Origin of the sequence: Mesorhizobium sp. M1348 (genome assembly GCF_040317925.1) — a bacterium.
Classification (GTDB): Bacteria; Pseudomonadota; Alphaproteobacteria; order Rhizobiales; family Rhizobiaceae; genus Mesorhizobium.
Genome location: NZ_JAMYLH010000016.1, coordinates 98,471 through 113,346 on the forward strand (window position 1 = coordinate 98,471; position 14,876 = coordinate 113,346).

The following is a 14,876-nucleotide window of genomic DNA, read 5'->3' on the forward strand; positions in this document are numbered from 1 at the left end:
CCGCTGTCACGGTCTCGCCCACCGCATGGCGGATGTAAGGCGTGACTACACTGATTCATACTGATTTCGTTAAGCTTCCATAAATTTCGGAACGTCTGTTGCAGAACGGTTTCACAAGATCGTGACGGGTCGAGCCGATCCGCCATCGCCCCCGATCAATGGTAGCGCCCGTGAGCCAAGCCTCAAGCGTTGGCGCCGCCGTCGATGGTCAATGCCGCGCCTGTCACGAAGCGCCCTTCGGGACCGGCAAGCCAGGCGACCATGCCGGCGATCTCGTCGGCCGTGCCGAAGCGAGGCATCGCCATCTTCTGGCGCTGATGCTCGGCGTGCGGGCCGGCTGCCGGATTCATGTCGGTATCGGTCGACCCCGGATGGACGACATTGGCGGTGATGCCGCGCGGACCGAGATCGCGTGCAAAGGCCTTGGTCAGGCCAACCAAGGCGGCCTTGCTGGCCGAATAGGCGCTCAGGCCGGCGTCGGTGGCACGCTCCGCCAGATTGCTGCCGATCGAGATGATCCGGCCACCCTCGCCCATATGCGCTGCTGCCGCCTTGGCGGCGACGAACGGGGCTCTGAGGTTTACCTCCATTGTCTCGTCGAAGTCGGCAAGCGACAGGGCATCGATCGGCGCAGCGCGCCAGATGCCGGCGCTGTTGACGAGGATGTCGAGCCGCCCGAAGGCTTTTGCTGCCTCATCGACTGCCGCCTCGATCGCCGCAGCATCGCGATTGTCGGCCTTGATGGCAAAGGCCCGGCCGCCGGCCGCCTCGATTTCCCTGACCACCGCACGCGCCCCTTCCTCGCCATTCACATAGGTGATCGCCACGCCTGCGCCGTCGGCCGCGAGCCTTCTTGCGATCGCCGCACCAATGCCGCGGCTGCCGCCGGTGACGAGGGCGGCCTTGCCGTTCAAGCTTCTGTATGACATCTGCTTCTCCATTTTGTAGTGATTGATACATAAATATTTGCCAGCCTTGCTGAACCACGTCAACTGAATTATGTATCGACCAATACAGAAAGGATGCCATGCCGGAACGAGGCCGCCCCCGCACCTTCGATCGAGCCGCCGCCTTGCGGCGCGCAATGGAAGTGTTTTGGGCCAAGGGTTATGAGGGCGCGTCGATAAGCGACCTGACCGCTGCAATGGGCATCAACTCACCCAGCCTCTATGCCGCCTTCGGCAGCAAGGAAGCGCTGTTTCTCGAGGCAACCGAGCTTTACACGCGGGTCGAGGGAACCGAGATCTGGTCCGCGCTGGAAAAGGCGCCGACCGCGCGCCAGGCCGTCGAGCGGTTCCTGCGGCAGACAGCCAAGGCGTATTCGCAGACCGGTCGCCCGCAAGGCTGCCTGATCGCGCTCGGCGCATTGCACCAGGACTCAAGCCGCGGCGCCATCTGCGATGATCTGCGCCGTCGCCGCGCCGAAAACCGCGAAGCCTTGCTGAGACGGCTCGAGCGTGGCGTGGCCGAGGGGGAGTTGCCGGCCGATTTCGACTGCGGCACGGCCGCGACCTTCTATGCGACCGTGCAGCACGGCATGTCGATCCAGGCGCGCGACGGCGCGTCGCGCTCGGCTCTTCTGGAGACGGTGGCCGGGGCAATGGCGGCTTGGATTGCGATGGCCGGCACCGGGGCGGCGTGACGATCGAACCCGGCAGACAAGAACAGACATTCAGATCACTGCAGAGACGGCTCCAGCCTGCCCGCAACGAAGCCAACGGCACGCTCCACCACACCCTTGTCGGCAAGAATGCGGCGGTGGCCGAGCCCGTCGGCCCAGTACAGCCGCACATGGTTTCCGGCGCGCGCATAGAGCCTTGCATGATCGGCGGACACTTCGCGGTCGTCCGGCGCGTGGATCACCAGCGTCGGCAGCGGCGTGCTTGCCAGTTGGCGGTCGCCGGTGAACTCGTGCAACGGCCGGCCGGCGATGCGCTCGACTCGGTCGGCCATGGCGACCTGCGAGCGCGAGCCGACATTCAGCATGCGGCTGAAATCAGCAAAGATCGCTGGCAGGGAGCTCGGCGCGGCGATAAGCACCAGTCGCCCGGCCGCCAATCGCGGGATGTTCCTGATCGAACCAGCGACGGCATTGGCGGCAACGGCACCACCAAAGGAATGGCCGACGATGGCGGCAAACGGCCCGAACCATTCGCCGGCAACCCGTGCCGCATCGACCGCACTGACCAGGGTAAGCCGGCGGCCCTGCGACTGGCCGTGGCCCGGCAGGTCGAGCGAGACCACCTTGTAGCCGGCATCGCGATAGGCTTCGATCAATGTGCGCATGTATTCGGTGCGCGAACGCCAACCATGGATGACGAGCACGGTGCCGGCAGTTGCCCTGCCCGGCTCGGGCCGGAATTCATGCACCATGACGCAGCCGGTTCTGGTCTTTAGCCGGTGATGGCGCGCTTGGGTCATGAAATCGGCGGCGCGATCGATTGCGCGGCGCTCACCTTGGCTCAAGCTCTTTTCGTGCGGCGTGCGGCAGAACAGCTCGAATGCGGCGCGCCCGGTGAGTCGCGGCGCCACATGCTCGGCCACGCCGAACGTGCCCCGGATGACCTTCAGTCCAAATGATGCCATAGTGGCGATCCATTCATTGGTTCAAGCATGAACATAATAGTTCAAACATGAACATTAAGCAAGACCTGCCCTGGGACAACCCGCGTTTTCGCAACTGGGTCGCGGTGGCGCGTGCCTGCCACGTGGTGGAACGCACCCTGGCGGTGAAGCTGGCGCCACTCGACCTGAAGCCGGCGCAGCTCGACGTGCTGATGAACCTCTACCGCCATCCCGGCATGTCGCAGCACGACCTCGCTCGCCGCCTGCTGGTCGGCCGCTCCAACATCACCATGCTTTTGCCGCAGTTGGAGACCCGCGGCCTGCTGCGCCGCGAGGGCGACGAGAAGGACAAGCGCGTGCTGCGGCTGACGTTGACCGAGGCCGGCGAGGCACTGCTGATGCAGGCGCTGAAGGTCCACATGACACTGATCGAAAAGGCGATGAGCCAGTCGACGCCGGAACAATGCGACATGATCGGCGAACAGATGCGCAAGGTTGCCGAGGTGTTGAAGACCGCCTGACGGCTTCACCACCAAATTCCCTCACCACCAAATTTCTTCACCACATCGATTTTTTCGCGCGCTCCGGCCATTCCCTGTCGTAGACCTCGCCGTCGATGTTCTTGCGGCTAGTGATCTCCAGGATCTGTCCGGGGGTCGGCAGCGATCTCGGGTCGACATGCCTTGCCGGATTCCACAGTTCCGACCGGTGGATGGCGCGGGCGCACTGGAAATAGACCGCATCGACCTCGACGATTGTCACCGAGCGCGCCGGCTTGCCCTCGACTGCGAACGAGACGCAGAGCCCGGGATCGGTGGTGATGCGGGCGCGGCCATTGACGCGCAGCGTCGTGCCGGAACCCGGCACCAGGAACAGAAGCGCGACGCGCGGATCGCGAAGGATGTTCCTCAGCGAATCGGCACGGTTGTTGCCGCGCCGGTCGGGCATCATCAGCGTTTTCGGATCGTGGATGCGGACGAAGCCGGCGAGGTCGCCGCGCGGCGAGCAGTCCAGCCCTTCCGGCCCGCAGGTTGCGAGTGCAGCAAACGGCGAAGATTCGATGAAAGCAGCGTATTCAGGAATCAGCTGGTCGAGTTCCTTGACCACCGACGCCTCGCCGGGCAGGCCATAGAGAGCTTCGAGCTGTTCGACGCTGGTGATCATGGACATGTTTTCGTCTCCAAACCTTTGCCGGCGCTACTCTAGACGCATGACGTTTTCACGACACGATGCCCGTTTGTCGTTCATCAGGAAACGGGTGTCGAGGGACCGCGAACAAGCGCAAACCGCTTTCGTGCTGACAGATACGGAGGTCAAAAATGGATAAACAGCTCGGCCGGCGACGCACCGCCATGGAACTTATTGAAAACATGTTCAATGTTGAAATGCGTTTCCTGCAATCAGGGTCGAAGAGCCTCGATATGCTTGCCAGCGCATTTCATGCCGAGATTGTCGTGCATGAGCCGCGTTCCCTGCCCTATGCCGGTGACTGGAACGGCCTCGACGGTGTTGGCGCCCTTTTCCGCAAGATGCGGGAAATCTGGAGCGACGTGGCGGTGGAGGACCTTCAGGTCGCCCAAAACGATGATACGGTGTTCATGAGCTGCTCGCTTTCGCTGACATCGCGGGCCAATGGTGCAACTATCAAACAGCCGTTTGCCGAAGTCTTGCGCTTCAAGGATGATCGGCTGATCGAAGGCACGCCGTTTTATCACGACACCAGCGAGATACTGGCGATCCTGCGTTGACCGGAGCGTCCCGCGGGATCCATTCAACGGTCGCGGCTTAGCCCCTTCTCTTCCAGCTCGGCGAGATAGGCGGCCCAGCGCGCATCCTTCTCATGACCCAGCGTATGCAGGTAATTCCAGGTGAAGATGCCGGTGTCGTGGAAATCGTCGAAGGTGATGCGCACGGCATAGTTGCCGACCGGCTCGATCTTAAGGATCGCTACATTGCGCTTGCCGGGAACGGTGACGCGCTGTTCGGGCGAATGGCCCTGCACCTCGGCCGACGGCGAGGCGACGCGCAGCAACTCGGCCGGCAATTCGAACGGCTGATGGCCCGGAAAGGTCACGGAAAGCAGCTTGCGATCCTTCGAGACCCTGAGTTCCTTCGGCGCTGTCATGTGGTGGATCCTGCGGAGAACCACCCTTCCCTACGCCGCTTCGTGTCGAGGGAAAAGGCCGTTTCAGAACTTCCGACATAATCTGTCGGCGCCGGAATGTTACCGAAGATTGCGAGCTTCTATCTTGAATGGCAAGTTGGCTCGTATCACATAGCCATATATAACGAAGCCGTTCACGGCCACGGGAAGCGCATAAGCATGGATATGATCGATCCTTTCGGTCGCACGATCACCTACCTGCGCGTGTCGGTCACCGACCGCTGCGATTTCCGCTGCACCTATTGCATGGCCGAGGACATGACGTTCCTGCCGAAGAAGGACCTGCTGTCGCTGGAAGAGCTCGACCGGCTCTGCACGGTCTTCATCGAAAAGGGTGTGCGCAAGCTCCGCCTCACCGGCGGTGAGCCGCTTGTGCGCAAGAACATCATGCACCTGGTACGCCAGCTTTCGCGGCATCTCGAGAGTGGTGCGCTGGAAGAGCTGACACTGACCACCAACGGATCGCAGCTTTCCCGCTTTGCCGCCGAGCTCGCCGACTGCGGCGTCAAGCGCATTAACGTCTCGCTGGATACGCTGGATGCCGACAAATTCCGCCAGATCACCCGCTGGGGCAATCTGGACAAGGTTATGGAAGGCATCAACGCCGCGCAGGCGGCGGGGCTGAAGGTAAAGCTCAACGCCGTGGCCTTGAAGGACTTCAATGATGCCGAATTGCCGGACATGCTGCGTTGGGCGCATGGTCGCGGTATGGATCTGACGGTCATCGAAACCATGCCGATGGGCGAGATCGACGCCGACCGCACCGACCAGTATTTGCCGCTGTCGCTGCTGCGCGCGGCACTCGAGCGCCAGTTCACCCTAAGCGACATCCCTTACAAGACCGGCGGCCCGGCCCGCTATGTCCATGTCGCCGAGACCGGCGGGCGGCTGGGCTTCATCACGCCGATGACGCATAATTTCTGCGAAAGCTGCAACCGGGTCCGGCTGACCTGCACCGGCACTCTTTACATGTGCCTCGGCCAGGAAGATGCCGCAGACCTGCGCGCGCCGCTGCGTGCGTCGGAAGGCAATGAGCTGGTCGCCGATGCCATCGACGAAGCAATCGGCCGAAAGCCCAAAGGCCATGACTTCATCATCGATCGCCGCACCAACCGTCCCTCGGTGTCGCGGCATATGAGCGTCACCGGCGGCTGATTTTTCGCCGATTTCGTGCAAGAATAATCGCCTTGGTATCGGCGCGAGGCAAGGCGTGCAGCGGTTTTTTGCGGTCCTGACGGTTTTCGGTGTGATGGCGGGGACCATGGCAGTCGCCGCGCCATTTACCTATACGAACGAGCGCTTCGGTACCGCCTGCACCTTTCCGGATGAAATCTTCACTCTTCGCCAGCCCGAGCCGGACAATGGCGATGGACAACAATGGCTCACTGCCGATGGCGCCAGCCTGATCTGTTCAGGTATCCTCAATATCGATGATGACACCCCGACAGCCTTCGTCTCCGCTGAGAGAGCCAGCAAGGAACCTGGCTACAAGCTCGCCTACAGCAAGACCGGCAAGGACTGGGCGGTGCTGTCGGGCATCAAAGGCGGGAACATCTTCTACGAACGCCGCCTGTTCGGAAAAGACGGTGTCATCCGCACGGTCTGGATCGACTACCCGCCAGCCCTGAAATCGAAATACGACCCGCTCGTCGGAGCCATCGCCGGCAGCCTCAGGGGACCGTGAGCATCAGGCGACGTCAGAACTTATTCGCAGCCTATTGTTTTTGCTAGCGAGTCACGGTTGTTGACGCGTGTAGTCGTATCGTACGGCAAGCCATTTCTTGCCGCTGCCATTGGCCTGGAGGAAATGCTGCTCGGCCACTTCGTGATTGTCGCCGTCCCTGGAAATGATGAAATCGGAGGCCGTGAACCGCCCTTCGACCTCGGGGCCGAACCCGACAAAACCAAGCGGCTCGAACAGCAGTGAAATCTTGCCGTCCTCCCCGCCACCAAAACTCCAGGCGGGCATGATCCCTGCCGGGAAACGGGTGTCCATGGAGACATACTTCCAGCGGCCCTCCACCCGGTCATAGCTCAAATAGGCTATCCGCTGGAAGTCTGGGACTTTCGACCCGGGCGCCGGGCGCATCACCTCCTGCATGAAGGGGCCGATCATCGTGCGCTCGGCCACCAGCCCGGTCATCACGATCGGCTGGACGCCGGGCGTTGGCCAGATCGTGTTGACGACGGTCCATTTCCCGACGCGGCGAGCGAGCTCATCCGCTTCGTGACCCGGCGTGGACATCCGTTCGACTGCCGACGCCGAAGCGTCGTTCTCGGCGAACGCAGGCGCTATCGCCATGAGGATAACCGCCAGTGCAGAAGAGAACCGGAAAGCCGACGAAACGTGCCGCCTGCTGCCTGTGCCAAGCCTGTCCGCATTGCCTCGTGCATTCATCATGGACCACCTCCCCAGACAAGATCAGAAGCCTACAATGACCAATTTGATGAATCTTGCCGAGCAAATTTGATCTCGTCGAAAAATTTTCGTCGAGCCGCAGTGTGATCGATTTGCCCTGCGAACCCATCCTTTAGAACGGCACCTTTTCGGGATCACACCCAGAAAAGGTCTTGTCCGCAAACGGTCACCGGATTTACCGCAAGCCCATTCGGGCCTAGCCTCTGCTCTGGAGCGGTTCTTCGCCCAGTGGGGGAATACGATATGCGCAAACTCATTCTTTCTCTTGCATTGCTCAACCTCGCGGCCCTGCCCGCGGCGGCCCAGTCGATCGGCGGCACCTATGCCGTGGCCGGCACCAACTTCGATGGGTCGTCCTATGGTGGCGACGCGACGATCACGCTGACCAGCGAGACGACCTGCACGATCCATTGGGAGACAGGCGGCTCGTCCTCGGACGGTATCTGCATGCGGAACGACGATGCCTTCTCCGCCGGCTATGTCATGGGCAAGGCGGTTGGCCTTGTCGTCTACAAAATGCAGGAAGACGGCTCGCTGCATGGCCTGTGGACGATTGCCGGCAAGGAAGGCAACGGCACCGAGGTACTGACGCCCAAATAAGTCCTGCCGCTCTTGCGCGGCAGATGTCACGGGCCACAGAAAGGCTGTGGCCCAGCCCTTTGACGTTGCTGTTTTGCGGGTGCCTGCTAGACGCTTGCTGCAGGACTCACCCGGTAATCGCCTTGCCTCTTTCGCTAAATCTGCGCGGCGCGTTGTTCATGATGGTGGCCATGGCTGGCTTCACCCTCAACGACGCTATCACCAAATTCTCGTCGGAATCGATGAACATGGCGCAGGTCATGCTGATCCGCGGCGCCTTCGCTTCGCTTTTCGTTGGCCTGCTTGCGTGGCAACGCGGCGCGCTTGCCCGGCCAGGTTCGATGCTGCAGCCGACAGTTGCGCTGCGCGTCGCCAGCGAGGCCGGCGCCACCGTGTCGTTCCTGGTTGCTCTGGCAGATCTTCCGATCGCCAATGTCTCCGCCGTGCTGCAGGCGCTGCCGCTGGCGGTGACGATGGGCGCCGCGCTTGTGTTCAACGAGGGCGTCGGCTGGCGGCGCTGGCTGGCTATTGCCGTCGGTTTTGCCGGCGTGCTGATCATCGTGCGGCCGGGCTTCGAAGGGTTCAGCGTCTTTTCTCTGCTGGCGCTGGCCAGCGTCGCATGCTGTGCGGTGCGCGATCTCGCCACCAAGCGGATACCGCAGGCAATTCCGACATTGCTGGTGTCGACCGCTACCGCGCTTGCCATGACAGTTCTGGGCGCGGCACTGCTTTCGCCGATGGGCGGCTGGACGCCGATGACAGGAAAAAGCACGGCGTTCCTGGCGCTGGCGGCGGTGCTTGTGCTCATCGGCTACCAGTTCATCATCACGGCCATGCGGGTGGGCGATATCTCCTTCATCGCGCCGTTCCGCTACACCGCCCTGCTCTGGTCGATCCTGCTTGGCTTCACAGTCTTCGGCGATGTCCCCGATCTGCCGATGATCCTCGGTGCCACGATCATCATCGCGTCAGGCCTCTATGCACTCTACCGCGAACGGATCGTCGGCCGGCAAAAGACGGCTGCCGAAAGCGCTGGACCGGACATGGCGCCGGACGGCATATAGGCGTGACCGTCGACGACCGTCTGATTTGAAAACTGGATTTTGGTCATTGGGTCTAGGCAGCAAACGATGGGCCGACATATCGCAGGGATCATTCTGGCCGGCGGCCGGTCGAGCCGGATGGGCGGCGGCGACAAGACCCTGCTTGCGCTTGGCGACGGTACTCTGCTCGACCGTGTCGTTTCGCGCCTTGGCCCACAGGTCGGACCGCTTGCGCTTAGCGCCAATGGCGATCCAGCACGGTTTGCCGCGACGGGGCTTCCGGTGCTTGCCGATACCGTCAAAGGTTATGCCGGGCCGCTTGCCGGGATCCTGACCGGTCTCGAATGGGCTTCCGACACGACTTGCCAGGCGCTGGTCACGGCTGCCGGCGATACGCCTTTCCTGCCCAGGGACATGGTCGAGCGGCTGCTCGCAGCAGCCTATGCACGCCCGGGCTCTATCGCGGTCGCCTGTTCCGGCGGCAAACGACATCCGACCTTTGCACTCTGGCCGCTAGGGTTAGATCAGGCCTTGCGACAATTTCTCGTCGAGGAAGACAACCGGCGCGTTGCGGCGTTCATCGACCGGCACGGTTTTGTCGAGGTGGAATTTCCCATCCTGAAATCCGGCGGGGCCGAGATCGATCCGTTCTTCAACATCAACACTCCCGACGACCTTGCCCAGGCCGCGCATCTGTTGCAGAGCATCGGGCCATGAAAAGACGTATCTTCGGCATCACCGGCTGGAAGAACTCCGGCAAGACGACATTGACCGAAAAGCTGGTGGCCGAACTCGTCCGGCGCGGCTGGAAAGTGTCGACGGTAAAACACGCCCATCATGATTTCGACATCGACAAACCCGGAGCGGACAGCTTTCGCCACCGGCAGGCGGGAGCGATGGAGGTCGCGGTCGTGTCGGGCAGGCGCTGGGCGCTGATGCACGAATTGCGCGGCGAGGACGAGCCGACGCTAGACGCGATCCTGTCACGGCTGGCACCCTCCGATATCGTGCTGGTCGAGGGTTACAAGCGCGAGGCGCACAAGAAAATCGAGACGCGACGGCTCGAGGCCAAGGACCGGACACCACTCTCGGCAGGCGATCCACACATTGTCGCCATCGCCTCCGACTTCCCCATTGTCGGCGTAGACCTGCCGGCCTTCGATCTCGACGACACGAATTCGATAGCTGACTTCATCGAGCGCGCCACCGGCCTGTCGCGCTGAAGATGCGGCAGAAGACAGTTTCCGCCCACTTACTTTCCAATTTAGGCGTCTGACCCAGCGTCATCGCTTTCTGACCATGACCTTCCCTCAAGCGACGGTTTTGCAGTTGCTTTTTCTTGGGAAAGAATGGGAGTATCGCGCCAGCGGGCGGTCAAAAGCACCGCCCACAGAGCCGTTCGGGAACGACGGCCGGGACCAACAGAGAGGACCATTATGCGTATTGCACTGCGTATCGCGCTCGCCGCATCGGCTGCGCTGCTGACGCTTGGCGTTGCCCAGGCCCAGGAAAAAACCTTGAGGATCGGCACCGAGGGAGCCTATCCCCCATTCAACAACCTCACCGCCGACGGCCAGCTCGTAGGCTTCGATATCGACATTGCCAAGGCGCTCTGCGACGAGATGAAGGTGAAGTGCACCTTTGTCGCGCAGGACTGGGACGGCATCATTCCAGCCCTTCAGGCAGGCAAGTTCGACGCCATCGTCGCGTCGATGTCGATCACGCCGGAACGCGCCGAGAAGGTCGACTTCACCCACAAATATTACAATACGCCGCCGGCGATCGCCGCGCCCAAGGACACTGACATCAAGGGTGTCACTAAGGAAGATTTGGCCGGCAAGACGATCGGCGTGCAAGCGTCCACCACGCATTTCAACTATTCGACCAAGACTTATACCGACAGCACCGTCAAGCCGTATCCGACCGCGCAGGAATACCAGCTCGATCTGGCCAATGGCAGGCTCGATGCCGCCAATGACGACGTCGTCGTGCTGCAGCAATGGCTGGATTCGCCGGACGGTGCCTGCTGCAAGCTGGTCGGCACAATCCAGCCGGTTATCGAAATCCACGGTCCGGGCGCCGGCATTGCCGTGCGCAAGGGCGAGACCGATCTGGTCAACCAGTTCAATGCGGCGATCGACGCCATCCGCGCGAACGGAAAGTACAAGGAAATCAACGACAAGTACTTCAAATTCGACGTCTATGGCGGCGAGTCCTGATCGACCGACATAGGACGACGTGAACGGCGGGAGATTCCCGCCGTTCTTATAAGGATGCCGCGCACGAGGGGTGACGCGGTTTGGGTCTCAAAAAGCTTTAAGGAGAACAGGCAGGCGGATGCAGAGCGCACTGACGCTTCTCAGTTGGGGACCCGAAGGCTGGCTCGACGACATCGCCGCGGGTGTGTTTGTCACGGTATGTCTTGCGCTGGCCACTCTGCCCTTCGGGCTGACGCTCGGCTTTTTCGTGGCGCTGGCCAAACAGTCGGAAGAGCCCTCGCTGAGACTGGCCGGGAACATCTACACCACGATTTTTCGCGGAATACCCGAGCTGCTCACACTGTTTCTGATCTTCTTCGGCATCCCATTGATCCTGCAGTACATTGTCCGGCTAGTGAGCCCCGGAACGTCCGCCGACGTCAACAGCTTCGTCGCCGGCATGATCGCGCTGTGCTTCATTTTTTCCTCTTATTCCAGCGAGGTGTTTTTATCCGCGTTCCGCGCGATTCCAAAAGGGCAATATGAGGGAGGCTATTCAGTTGGCCTGTCCAGCGGCCAGACGATGCGGCTGATCGTGCTGCCGCAGTTGATCCGCATAGCGTTGCCCGGACTTGCAAATCTCTGGCTTATCCTGCTCAAGGACACCGCCCTCGTCTCGGCAGTCGGCCTCAACGAGATCCTCCGGCAGAGTGGGGTTGCCGCTCGCGTCACCAAGCATGCCTTCCTGTTTTATGGTTTTGCCGGCCTGATTTATCTCCTGCTGGCGATCGTCTCCTCCTTCGGCATCAATGCGATCGAACGAGCGGTCGGCGGCAGCGAGGTCAAGAGATGAGCCTGGCCACCGACACGCTGAAGGTCGACCGGCCGCCGCCGCCCGCACGCGGCTGGTCGCGCCAACGCATCCTCGGCCATGTTCTGGTCGGCCTGTGGATCGCACTCGGCATTGGCATGGTTGTCTACCTGGTCGCTGCGTGGAACCCGGAGTTCTTCCAGAAATATGCACCCGGTTACATATCCGGCCTCGGCATCACCCTGTTGCTGGTTGCCATCTCGATTGTGCTTGGTGCGATCCTGTCTGTGCCGATCGCCTATGCACGCATGTCGAAGAACCCGATCCTTTCGGGGTTCGCCTATGCCTATGTCTATTTCTTTCGCGGCACGCCGCTGTTGGCGCAGACCTTTCTGGTCTACTACGGGTTGGGCTCCTTCCGGCCGGAGCTCGAGATGGTCGGCCTGTGGGGCTTCTTCCGCGAGGCGTTCAACTGCGCGATCTTCGCCTTTTCGCTGAATACGGCCGCGTACCAGGCCGAGATTTTGCGTGGCGCGATCGAGAGCGTGCCGAGGGGCCAATGGGAAGGTGCCGCCTCGCTCGGCCTGCACAAACTGCAGACGATGTGGAAAATCATCCTGCCGCAGGCGCTGATTGTGGCGCTGCGCCCCTATGGCAACGAGATCATCCTGATGATCAAGGGCTCGGCAATCGTCGCCATCATCACGGTCTACGATTTGATGGGCATAACCCGGCTCACCTATGCGCGCACCTTCGACTTTCAGTCGTATATCTGGGCGGCGATCATCTATCTGATCATCGTCGAAACATTGCGCCACGGCGTCGAGTGGATCGAACGCCGCATCACCATCCATCTGCACCGCTGACTCCCATCGCCTTGCCTGATCCGGTAAGAAGACCGCAAAGCAGGCTTCTAAGGGATTCGAAAACATGGCTTCGGTGGCATTTCTCGGTCTTGGCGTCATGGGCTATCCGATGGCCGGGCATCTCAAGAACAAGGGCGGTCACGACGTCACCGTCTACAACCGTACCAGGGCCAAGGCCGAGCAGTGGATTGCCCAGCATGGTGGCAGCTTCGCAGCGACGCCAGCGGAGGCGGCCGAGGGCAAGGACTTCGTCTTTTCCTGCGTCGGCAATGACGACGATCTGCGCTCGGTAACGACCGGCACCGGAGGCGCCTTCAATTCAGTGAAGAAAGGCGCCATCTTCATCGATAATACCACCGCATCGGCCGAGGTCGCGCGCGAACTGGCGCAGCAGGCGCAAGCGCTCGGGTTTTCGTTTCTCGACGCCCCCGTTTCCGGCGGTCAGGCAGGCGCCGAGAACGGCGTTCTGACCGTGATGGTCGGCGGCGAGCCAGACGCCTTCGACAGGGCCAAGCCGGTCATAGATGCTTATGCCCGCATGGTCGGGTTGATGGGACCGGCAGGGGCTGGCCAGCTCACCAAGATGATCAACCAGATCTGCATCGCCGGCCTCGTTCAGGGACTGGCCGAAGGTATCCATTTCGGCAAGCAGGCCGGGCTCGACATCGAAAAGGTCATCGAGGTGATTTCCAAGGGCGCCGCTGGTTCCTGGCAGATGGAGAACCGCCACAAGACAATGAATGCCGGCAAATATGATTTCGGCTTCGCCATCGACTGGATGCGCAAGGATCTTGGCATCTGCCTTGCCGAGGCCGACCGCAACGGCGCCAAACTGCCGGTGACGGCACTTGTCGACCAGTTCTACAAGGACGTGCAGGCGATGGGCGGCAAGCGCTGGGACACGTCCTCGCTGCTGGCAAGGCTGGAGAAGTAGGTTCGCCGTGGCCGAGCTTTCGCCTCAATCCAGCGCCGACGAAATCGTCGCTCATCTGCGCTCGATTGGCTCGGAGGAAAATCGCCTTGGCATGCTGCGCTACGGCATCAAGATCGAACGTGCGCTCGGTATCTCGCATGGCGTGCAGCGGCAGATTGCCAAGAAAATCAAGCGCAACCATGAGCGTGCCTTCGAGCTTTGGCAGACAGGCATCATGGAGGCGCAGTTCATTGCTTCCGTGACAGCCGATCCGGAGCGGTTCTCCGCCGCGGATGCAAGACGATGGGCGGCGACTTTCGATTCCTGGGATATCGTCGACGGGGTCTCCGACCTCTTTGTCGATTCGGATTGCTGGAAGGAATTGATCGCCGAATTCGCGGTCGACGAACGGGAATTCGTTCGGCGCACGGCTTTTGCGATGATGGCCTGGTCGGTGGTTCACCGGAAGAAGGAACCCGAGACGACCTTCCTCGAATTTCTGTCGATCATCGACGCGCATGCGACCGACGGCCGCAACTTTGTGAAGAAGGCTGTGAACTGGGCACTTCGTTCGATCGGCAAGCGATCGATGAATTTGCACGGCCCTGCCCTTGCCCTGGCGCAAAAACTGGCAGCCTCGACGGACAAGACTGCACGCTGGATCGGCAAGGACGCCGTGAAGGAACTTTCCGATGCCAAGACGCTCGAACGGCTCGCCACCAGAAAAGCTTGACCTGAGCGAAGTGCGCTTCACGGAGGTGACGCAATCGACGCGCGCCGATTTCGAAAACCTGTTCGAGCAACCCGGCGGGCCGAAATACTGCTGGTGTATGGCTTGGCGCAATCTCGACCGCCGCGAGCATGTCGAGAACGTCGAGAAGAAACGCGCGATGATGGCGCTGATCGACGCCGGCACGCCGGTCGGCTTTGTCGCCCAGAACGATGGCCGGACCGTCGGCTGGTGCTCGGTCGCGCCGCGCGAGACCTACCGCAAGCTGTCACGGCAGCAGGACGACCGCGAGGCGGGGATCTGGTCGATCGTCTGCTTCTTTGTGCCTAGAGCGTTGCGCGGCGGCGGGCTGGCGAGCGCATTGCTTGATGCAGCCATCGATCACGCCTTTGCCAAAGGCGCCACGACGATCGAGGCCTATCCGGTCGACCAGGCGTCGCCGAGCTACAGCTTTATGGGTTTTCGGGACATGTTCGCCGCCCGCGGCTTTCGCGAGATCGGCATGACCGGCTCGCGCCGGCATGTGATGCGGCTTGAACGTTGACCTTGGCGACAGCGGCAGCTTTACTTGCTGGCATAGGCCGCAGA

Annotated in this window: 19 protein-coding genes and 1 pseudogene; 15 read left to right on the top strand and 5 right to left on the bottom strand. The window is 61.5% G+C overall.

Going from position 1 to position 14,876, the window contains the following annotated elements:
* Nucleotides 1-182: 182 nt before the first annotated feature.
* The gene (locus NKH13_RS23705) at nucleotides 183-929 is read right to left on the bottom strand and encodes a 3-oxoacyl-ACP reductase family protein (RefSeq protein WP_352719460.1); all 747 of its coding nucleotides are present in this window, start codon (nucleotides 927-929) and stop codon (nucleotides 183-185) included.
* A 98-nt stretch (nucleotides 930-1,027) separates the two neighbouring features.
* Between NKH13_RS23705 and NKH13_RS23710 the strand changes: the two genes are divergently transcribed.
* Nucleotides 1,028-1,642, top strand: coding sequence for a TetR/AcrR family transcriptional regulator (locus NKH13_RS23710; protein WP_352719459.1), 615 nt, complete (start codon nucleotides 1,028-1,030; stop codon nucleotides 1,640-1,642).
* 35 nt (nucleotides 1,643-1,677) lie between these two features.
* Here the strand turns inward: NKH13_RS23710 and NKH13_RS23715 are convergent, their stop codons facing one another.
* A complete protein-coding gene (locus NKH13_RS23715) occupies nucleotides 1,678-2,586 on the bottom strand; it encodes an alpha/beta hydrolase (protein WP_352719458.1) in 909 nt (302 codons plus the stop codon).
* A gap of 47 nt (nucleotides 2,587-2,633) precedes the next feature.
* Here NKH13_RS23715 and NKH13_RS23720 point away from each other — a divergent pair, with 47 nt between their 5' ends.
* Entirely contained in the window at nucleotides 2,634-3,086 is a 453-nt protein-coding gene (locus NKH13_RS23720) for a MarR family winged helix-turn-helix transcriptional regulator (protein ID WP_352466212.1), read from the top strand.
* Between the two features lie 37 nt (nucleotides 3,087-3,123).
* Here the strand turns inward: NKH13_RS23720 and NKH13_RS23725 are convergent, their stop codons facing one another.
* Entirely contained in the window at nucleotides 3,124-3,735 is a 612-nt protein-coding gene (locus NKH13_RS23725; RefSeq protein WP_352914724.1) for a pyridoxamine 5'-phosphate oxidase family protein, read from the bottom strand.
* Between the two features lie 149 nt (nucleotides 3,736-3,884).
* Between NKH13_RS23725 and NKH13_RS23730 the strand changes: the two genes are divergently transcribed.
* On the top strand, nucleotides 3,885-4,313 hold the full coding sequence (locus NKH13_RS23730; protein WP_352466214.1) for a nuclear transport factor 2 family protein: 429 nt from the start codon (nucleotides 3,885-3,887) through the stop codon (nucleotides 4,311-4,313).
* Nucleotides 4,314-4,336: 23 nt separating this feature from the next.
* Here NKH13_RS23730 and NKH13_RS23735 read toward each other — a convergent pair whose 3' ends face one another.
* Nucleotides 4,337-4,690 (bottom strand): gamma-butyrobetaine hydroxylase family protein, encoded by a 354-nt coding sequence (locus NKH13_RS23735; protein WP_023717628.1) that lies wholly within the window; start codon nucleotides 4,688-4,690, stop codon nucleotides 4,337-4,339.
* Between the two features lie 198 nt (nucleotides 4,691-4,888).
* Between NKH13_RS23735 and moaA the strand changes: the two genes are divergently transcribed.
* Both moaA and NKH13_RS23745 read left to right on the top strand, forming a co-directional pair.
* On the top strand, nucleotides 4,889-5,884 hold the full coding sequence (gene moaA / locus NKH13_RS23740; RefSeq protein ID WP_352719456.1) for a GTP 3',8-cyclase MoaA: 996 nt from the start codon (nucleotides 4,889-4,891) through the stop codon (nucleotides 5,882-5,884).
* Between the two features lie 106 nt (nucleotides 5,885-5,990).
* The gene (locus NKH13_RS23745; RefSeq protein ID WP_352719455.1) at nucleotides 5,991-6,413 is read left to right on the top strand and encodes a hypothetical protein; all 423 of its coding nucleotides are present in this window, start codon (nucleotides 5,991-5,993) and stop codon (nucleotides 6,411-6,413) included.
* Between the two features lie 51 nt (nucleotides 6,414-6,464).
* On the opposite strand, the gene NKH13_RS23750 is transcribed toward NKH13_RS23745, so the two are convergent.
* On the bottom strand, nucleotides 6,465-7,130 hold the full coding sequence (locus tag NKH13_RS23750) for a hypothetical protein (protein ID WP_352719454.1): 666 nt from the start codon (nucleotides 7,128-7,130) through the stop codon (nucleotides 6,465-6,467).
* Between the two features lie 261 nt (nucleotides 7,131-7,391).
* On the opposite strand from NKH13_RS23750, the gene NKH13_RS23755 reads away from it, so the two are divergent.
* The 10 genes and pseudogenes from NKH13_RS23755 to NKH13_RS23800 all read left to right on the top strand — a co-directional run bounded on the left by NKH13_RS23755 (nucleotide 7,392) and on the right by NKH13_RS23800 (nucleotide 14,832).
* On the top strand, nucleotides 7,392-7,748 hold the full coding sequence (locus tag NKH13_RS23755; RefSeq protein ID WP_352719453.1) for a hypothetical protein: 357 nt from the start codon (nucleotides 7,392-7,394) through the stop codon (nucleotides 7,746-7,748).
* Between the two features lie 122 nt (nucleotides 7,749-7,870).
* A complete protein-coding gene (locus tag NKH13_RS23760; RefSeq protein ID WP_352719452.1) occupies nucleotides 7,871-8,791 on the top strand; it encodes a DMT family transporter in 921 nt (306 codons plus the stop codon).
* A gap of 66 nt (nucleotides 8,792-8,857) precedes the next feature.
* Nucleotides 8,858-9,487 (top strand): molybdenum cofactor guanylyltransferase MobA, encoded by a 630-nt coding sequence (gene mobA / locus NKH13_RS23765; protein ID WP_352719451.1) that lies wholly within the window; start codon nucleotides 8,858-8,860, stop codon nucleotides 9,485-9,487.
* Nucleotides 9,484-9,993, top strand: a complete 510-nt coding sequence (gene mobB / locus NKH13_RS23770; RefSeq protein ID WP_352719450.1) for a molybdopterin-guanine dinucleotide biosynthesis protein B — start codon at nucleotides 9,484-9,486, stop codon at nucleotides 9,991-9,993. Before mobA ends, mobB begins: the two co-directional genes overlap by 4 nt.
* A gap of 213 nt (nucleotides 9,994-10,206) precedes the next feature.
* Nucleotides 10,207-10,989, top strand: a complete 783-nt coding sequence (locus tag NKH13_RS23775) for an ABC transporter substrate-binding protein (RefSeq protein ID WP_292653573.1) — start codon at nucleotides 10,207-10,209, stop codon at nucleotides 10,987-10,989.
* Nucleotides 10,990-11,107: 118 nt separating this feature from the next.
* Complete coding sequence (locus tag NKH13_RS23780; RefSeq protein ID WP_023675013.1) at nucleotides 11,108-11,821, top strand: ABC transporter permease; 714 nt, start codon at nucleotides 11,108-11,110, stop codon at nucleotides 11,819-11,821.
* Nucleotides 11,818-12,645 (top strand): ABC transporter permease, encoded by an 828-nt coding sequence (locus NKH13_RS23785; protein WP_352502421.1) that lies wholly within the window; start codon nucleotides 11,818-11,820, stop codon nucleotides 12,643-12,645. Before NKH13_RS23780 ends, NKH13_RS23785 begins: the two co-directional genes overlap by 4 nt.
* 58 nt (nucleotides 12,646-12,703) lie before the next feature.
* Nucleotides 12,704-13,579: pseudogene (locus tag NKH13_RS23790) on the top strand (NAD(P)-dependent oxidoreductase); the annotation flags it as partial.
* Between the two features lie 7 nt (nucleotides 13,580-13,586).
* Nucleotides 13,587-14,291, top strand: coding sequence for a DNA alkylation repair protein (locus NKH13_RS23795; RefSeq protein ID WP_352719448.1), 705 nt, complete (start codon nucleotides 13,587-13,589; stop codon nucleotides 14,289-14,291).
* On the top strand, nucleotides 14,251-14,832 hold the full coding sequence (locus NKH13_RS23800; RefSeq protein ID WP_352719447.1) for a GNAT family N-acetyltransferase: 582 nt from the start codon (nucleotides 14,251-14,253) through the stop codon (nucleotides 14,830-14,832). Before NKH13_RS23795 ends, NKH13_RS23800 begins: the two co-directional genes overlap by 41 nt.
* Nucleotides 14,833-14,876 lie beyond the last annotated feature (44 nt).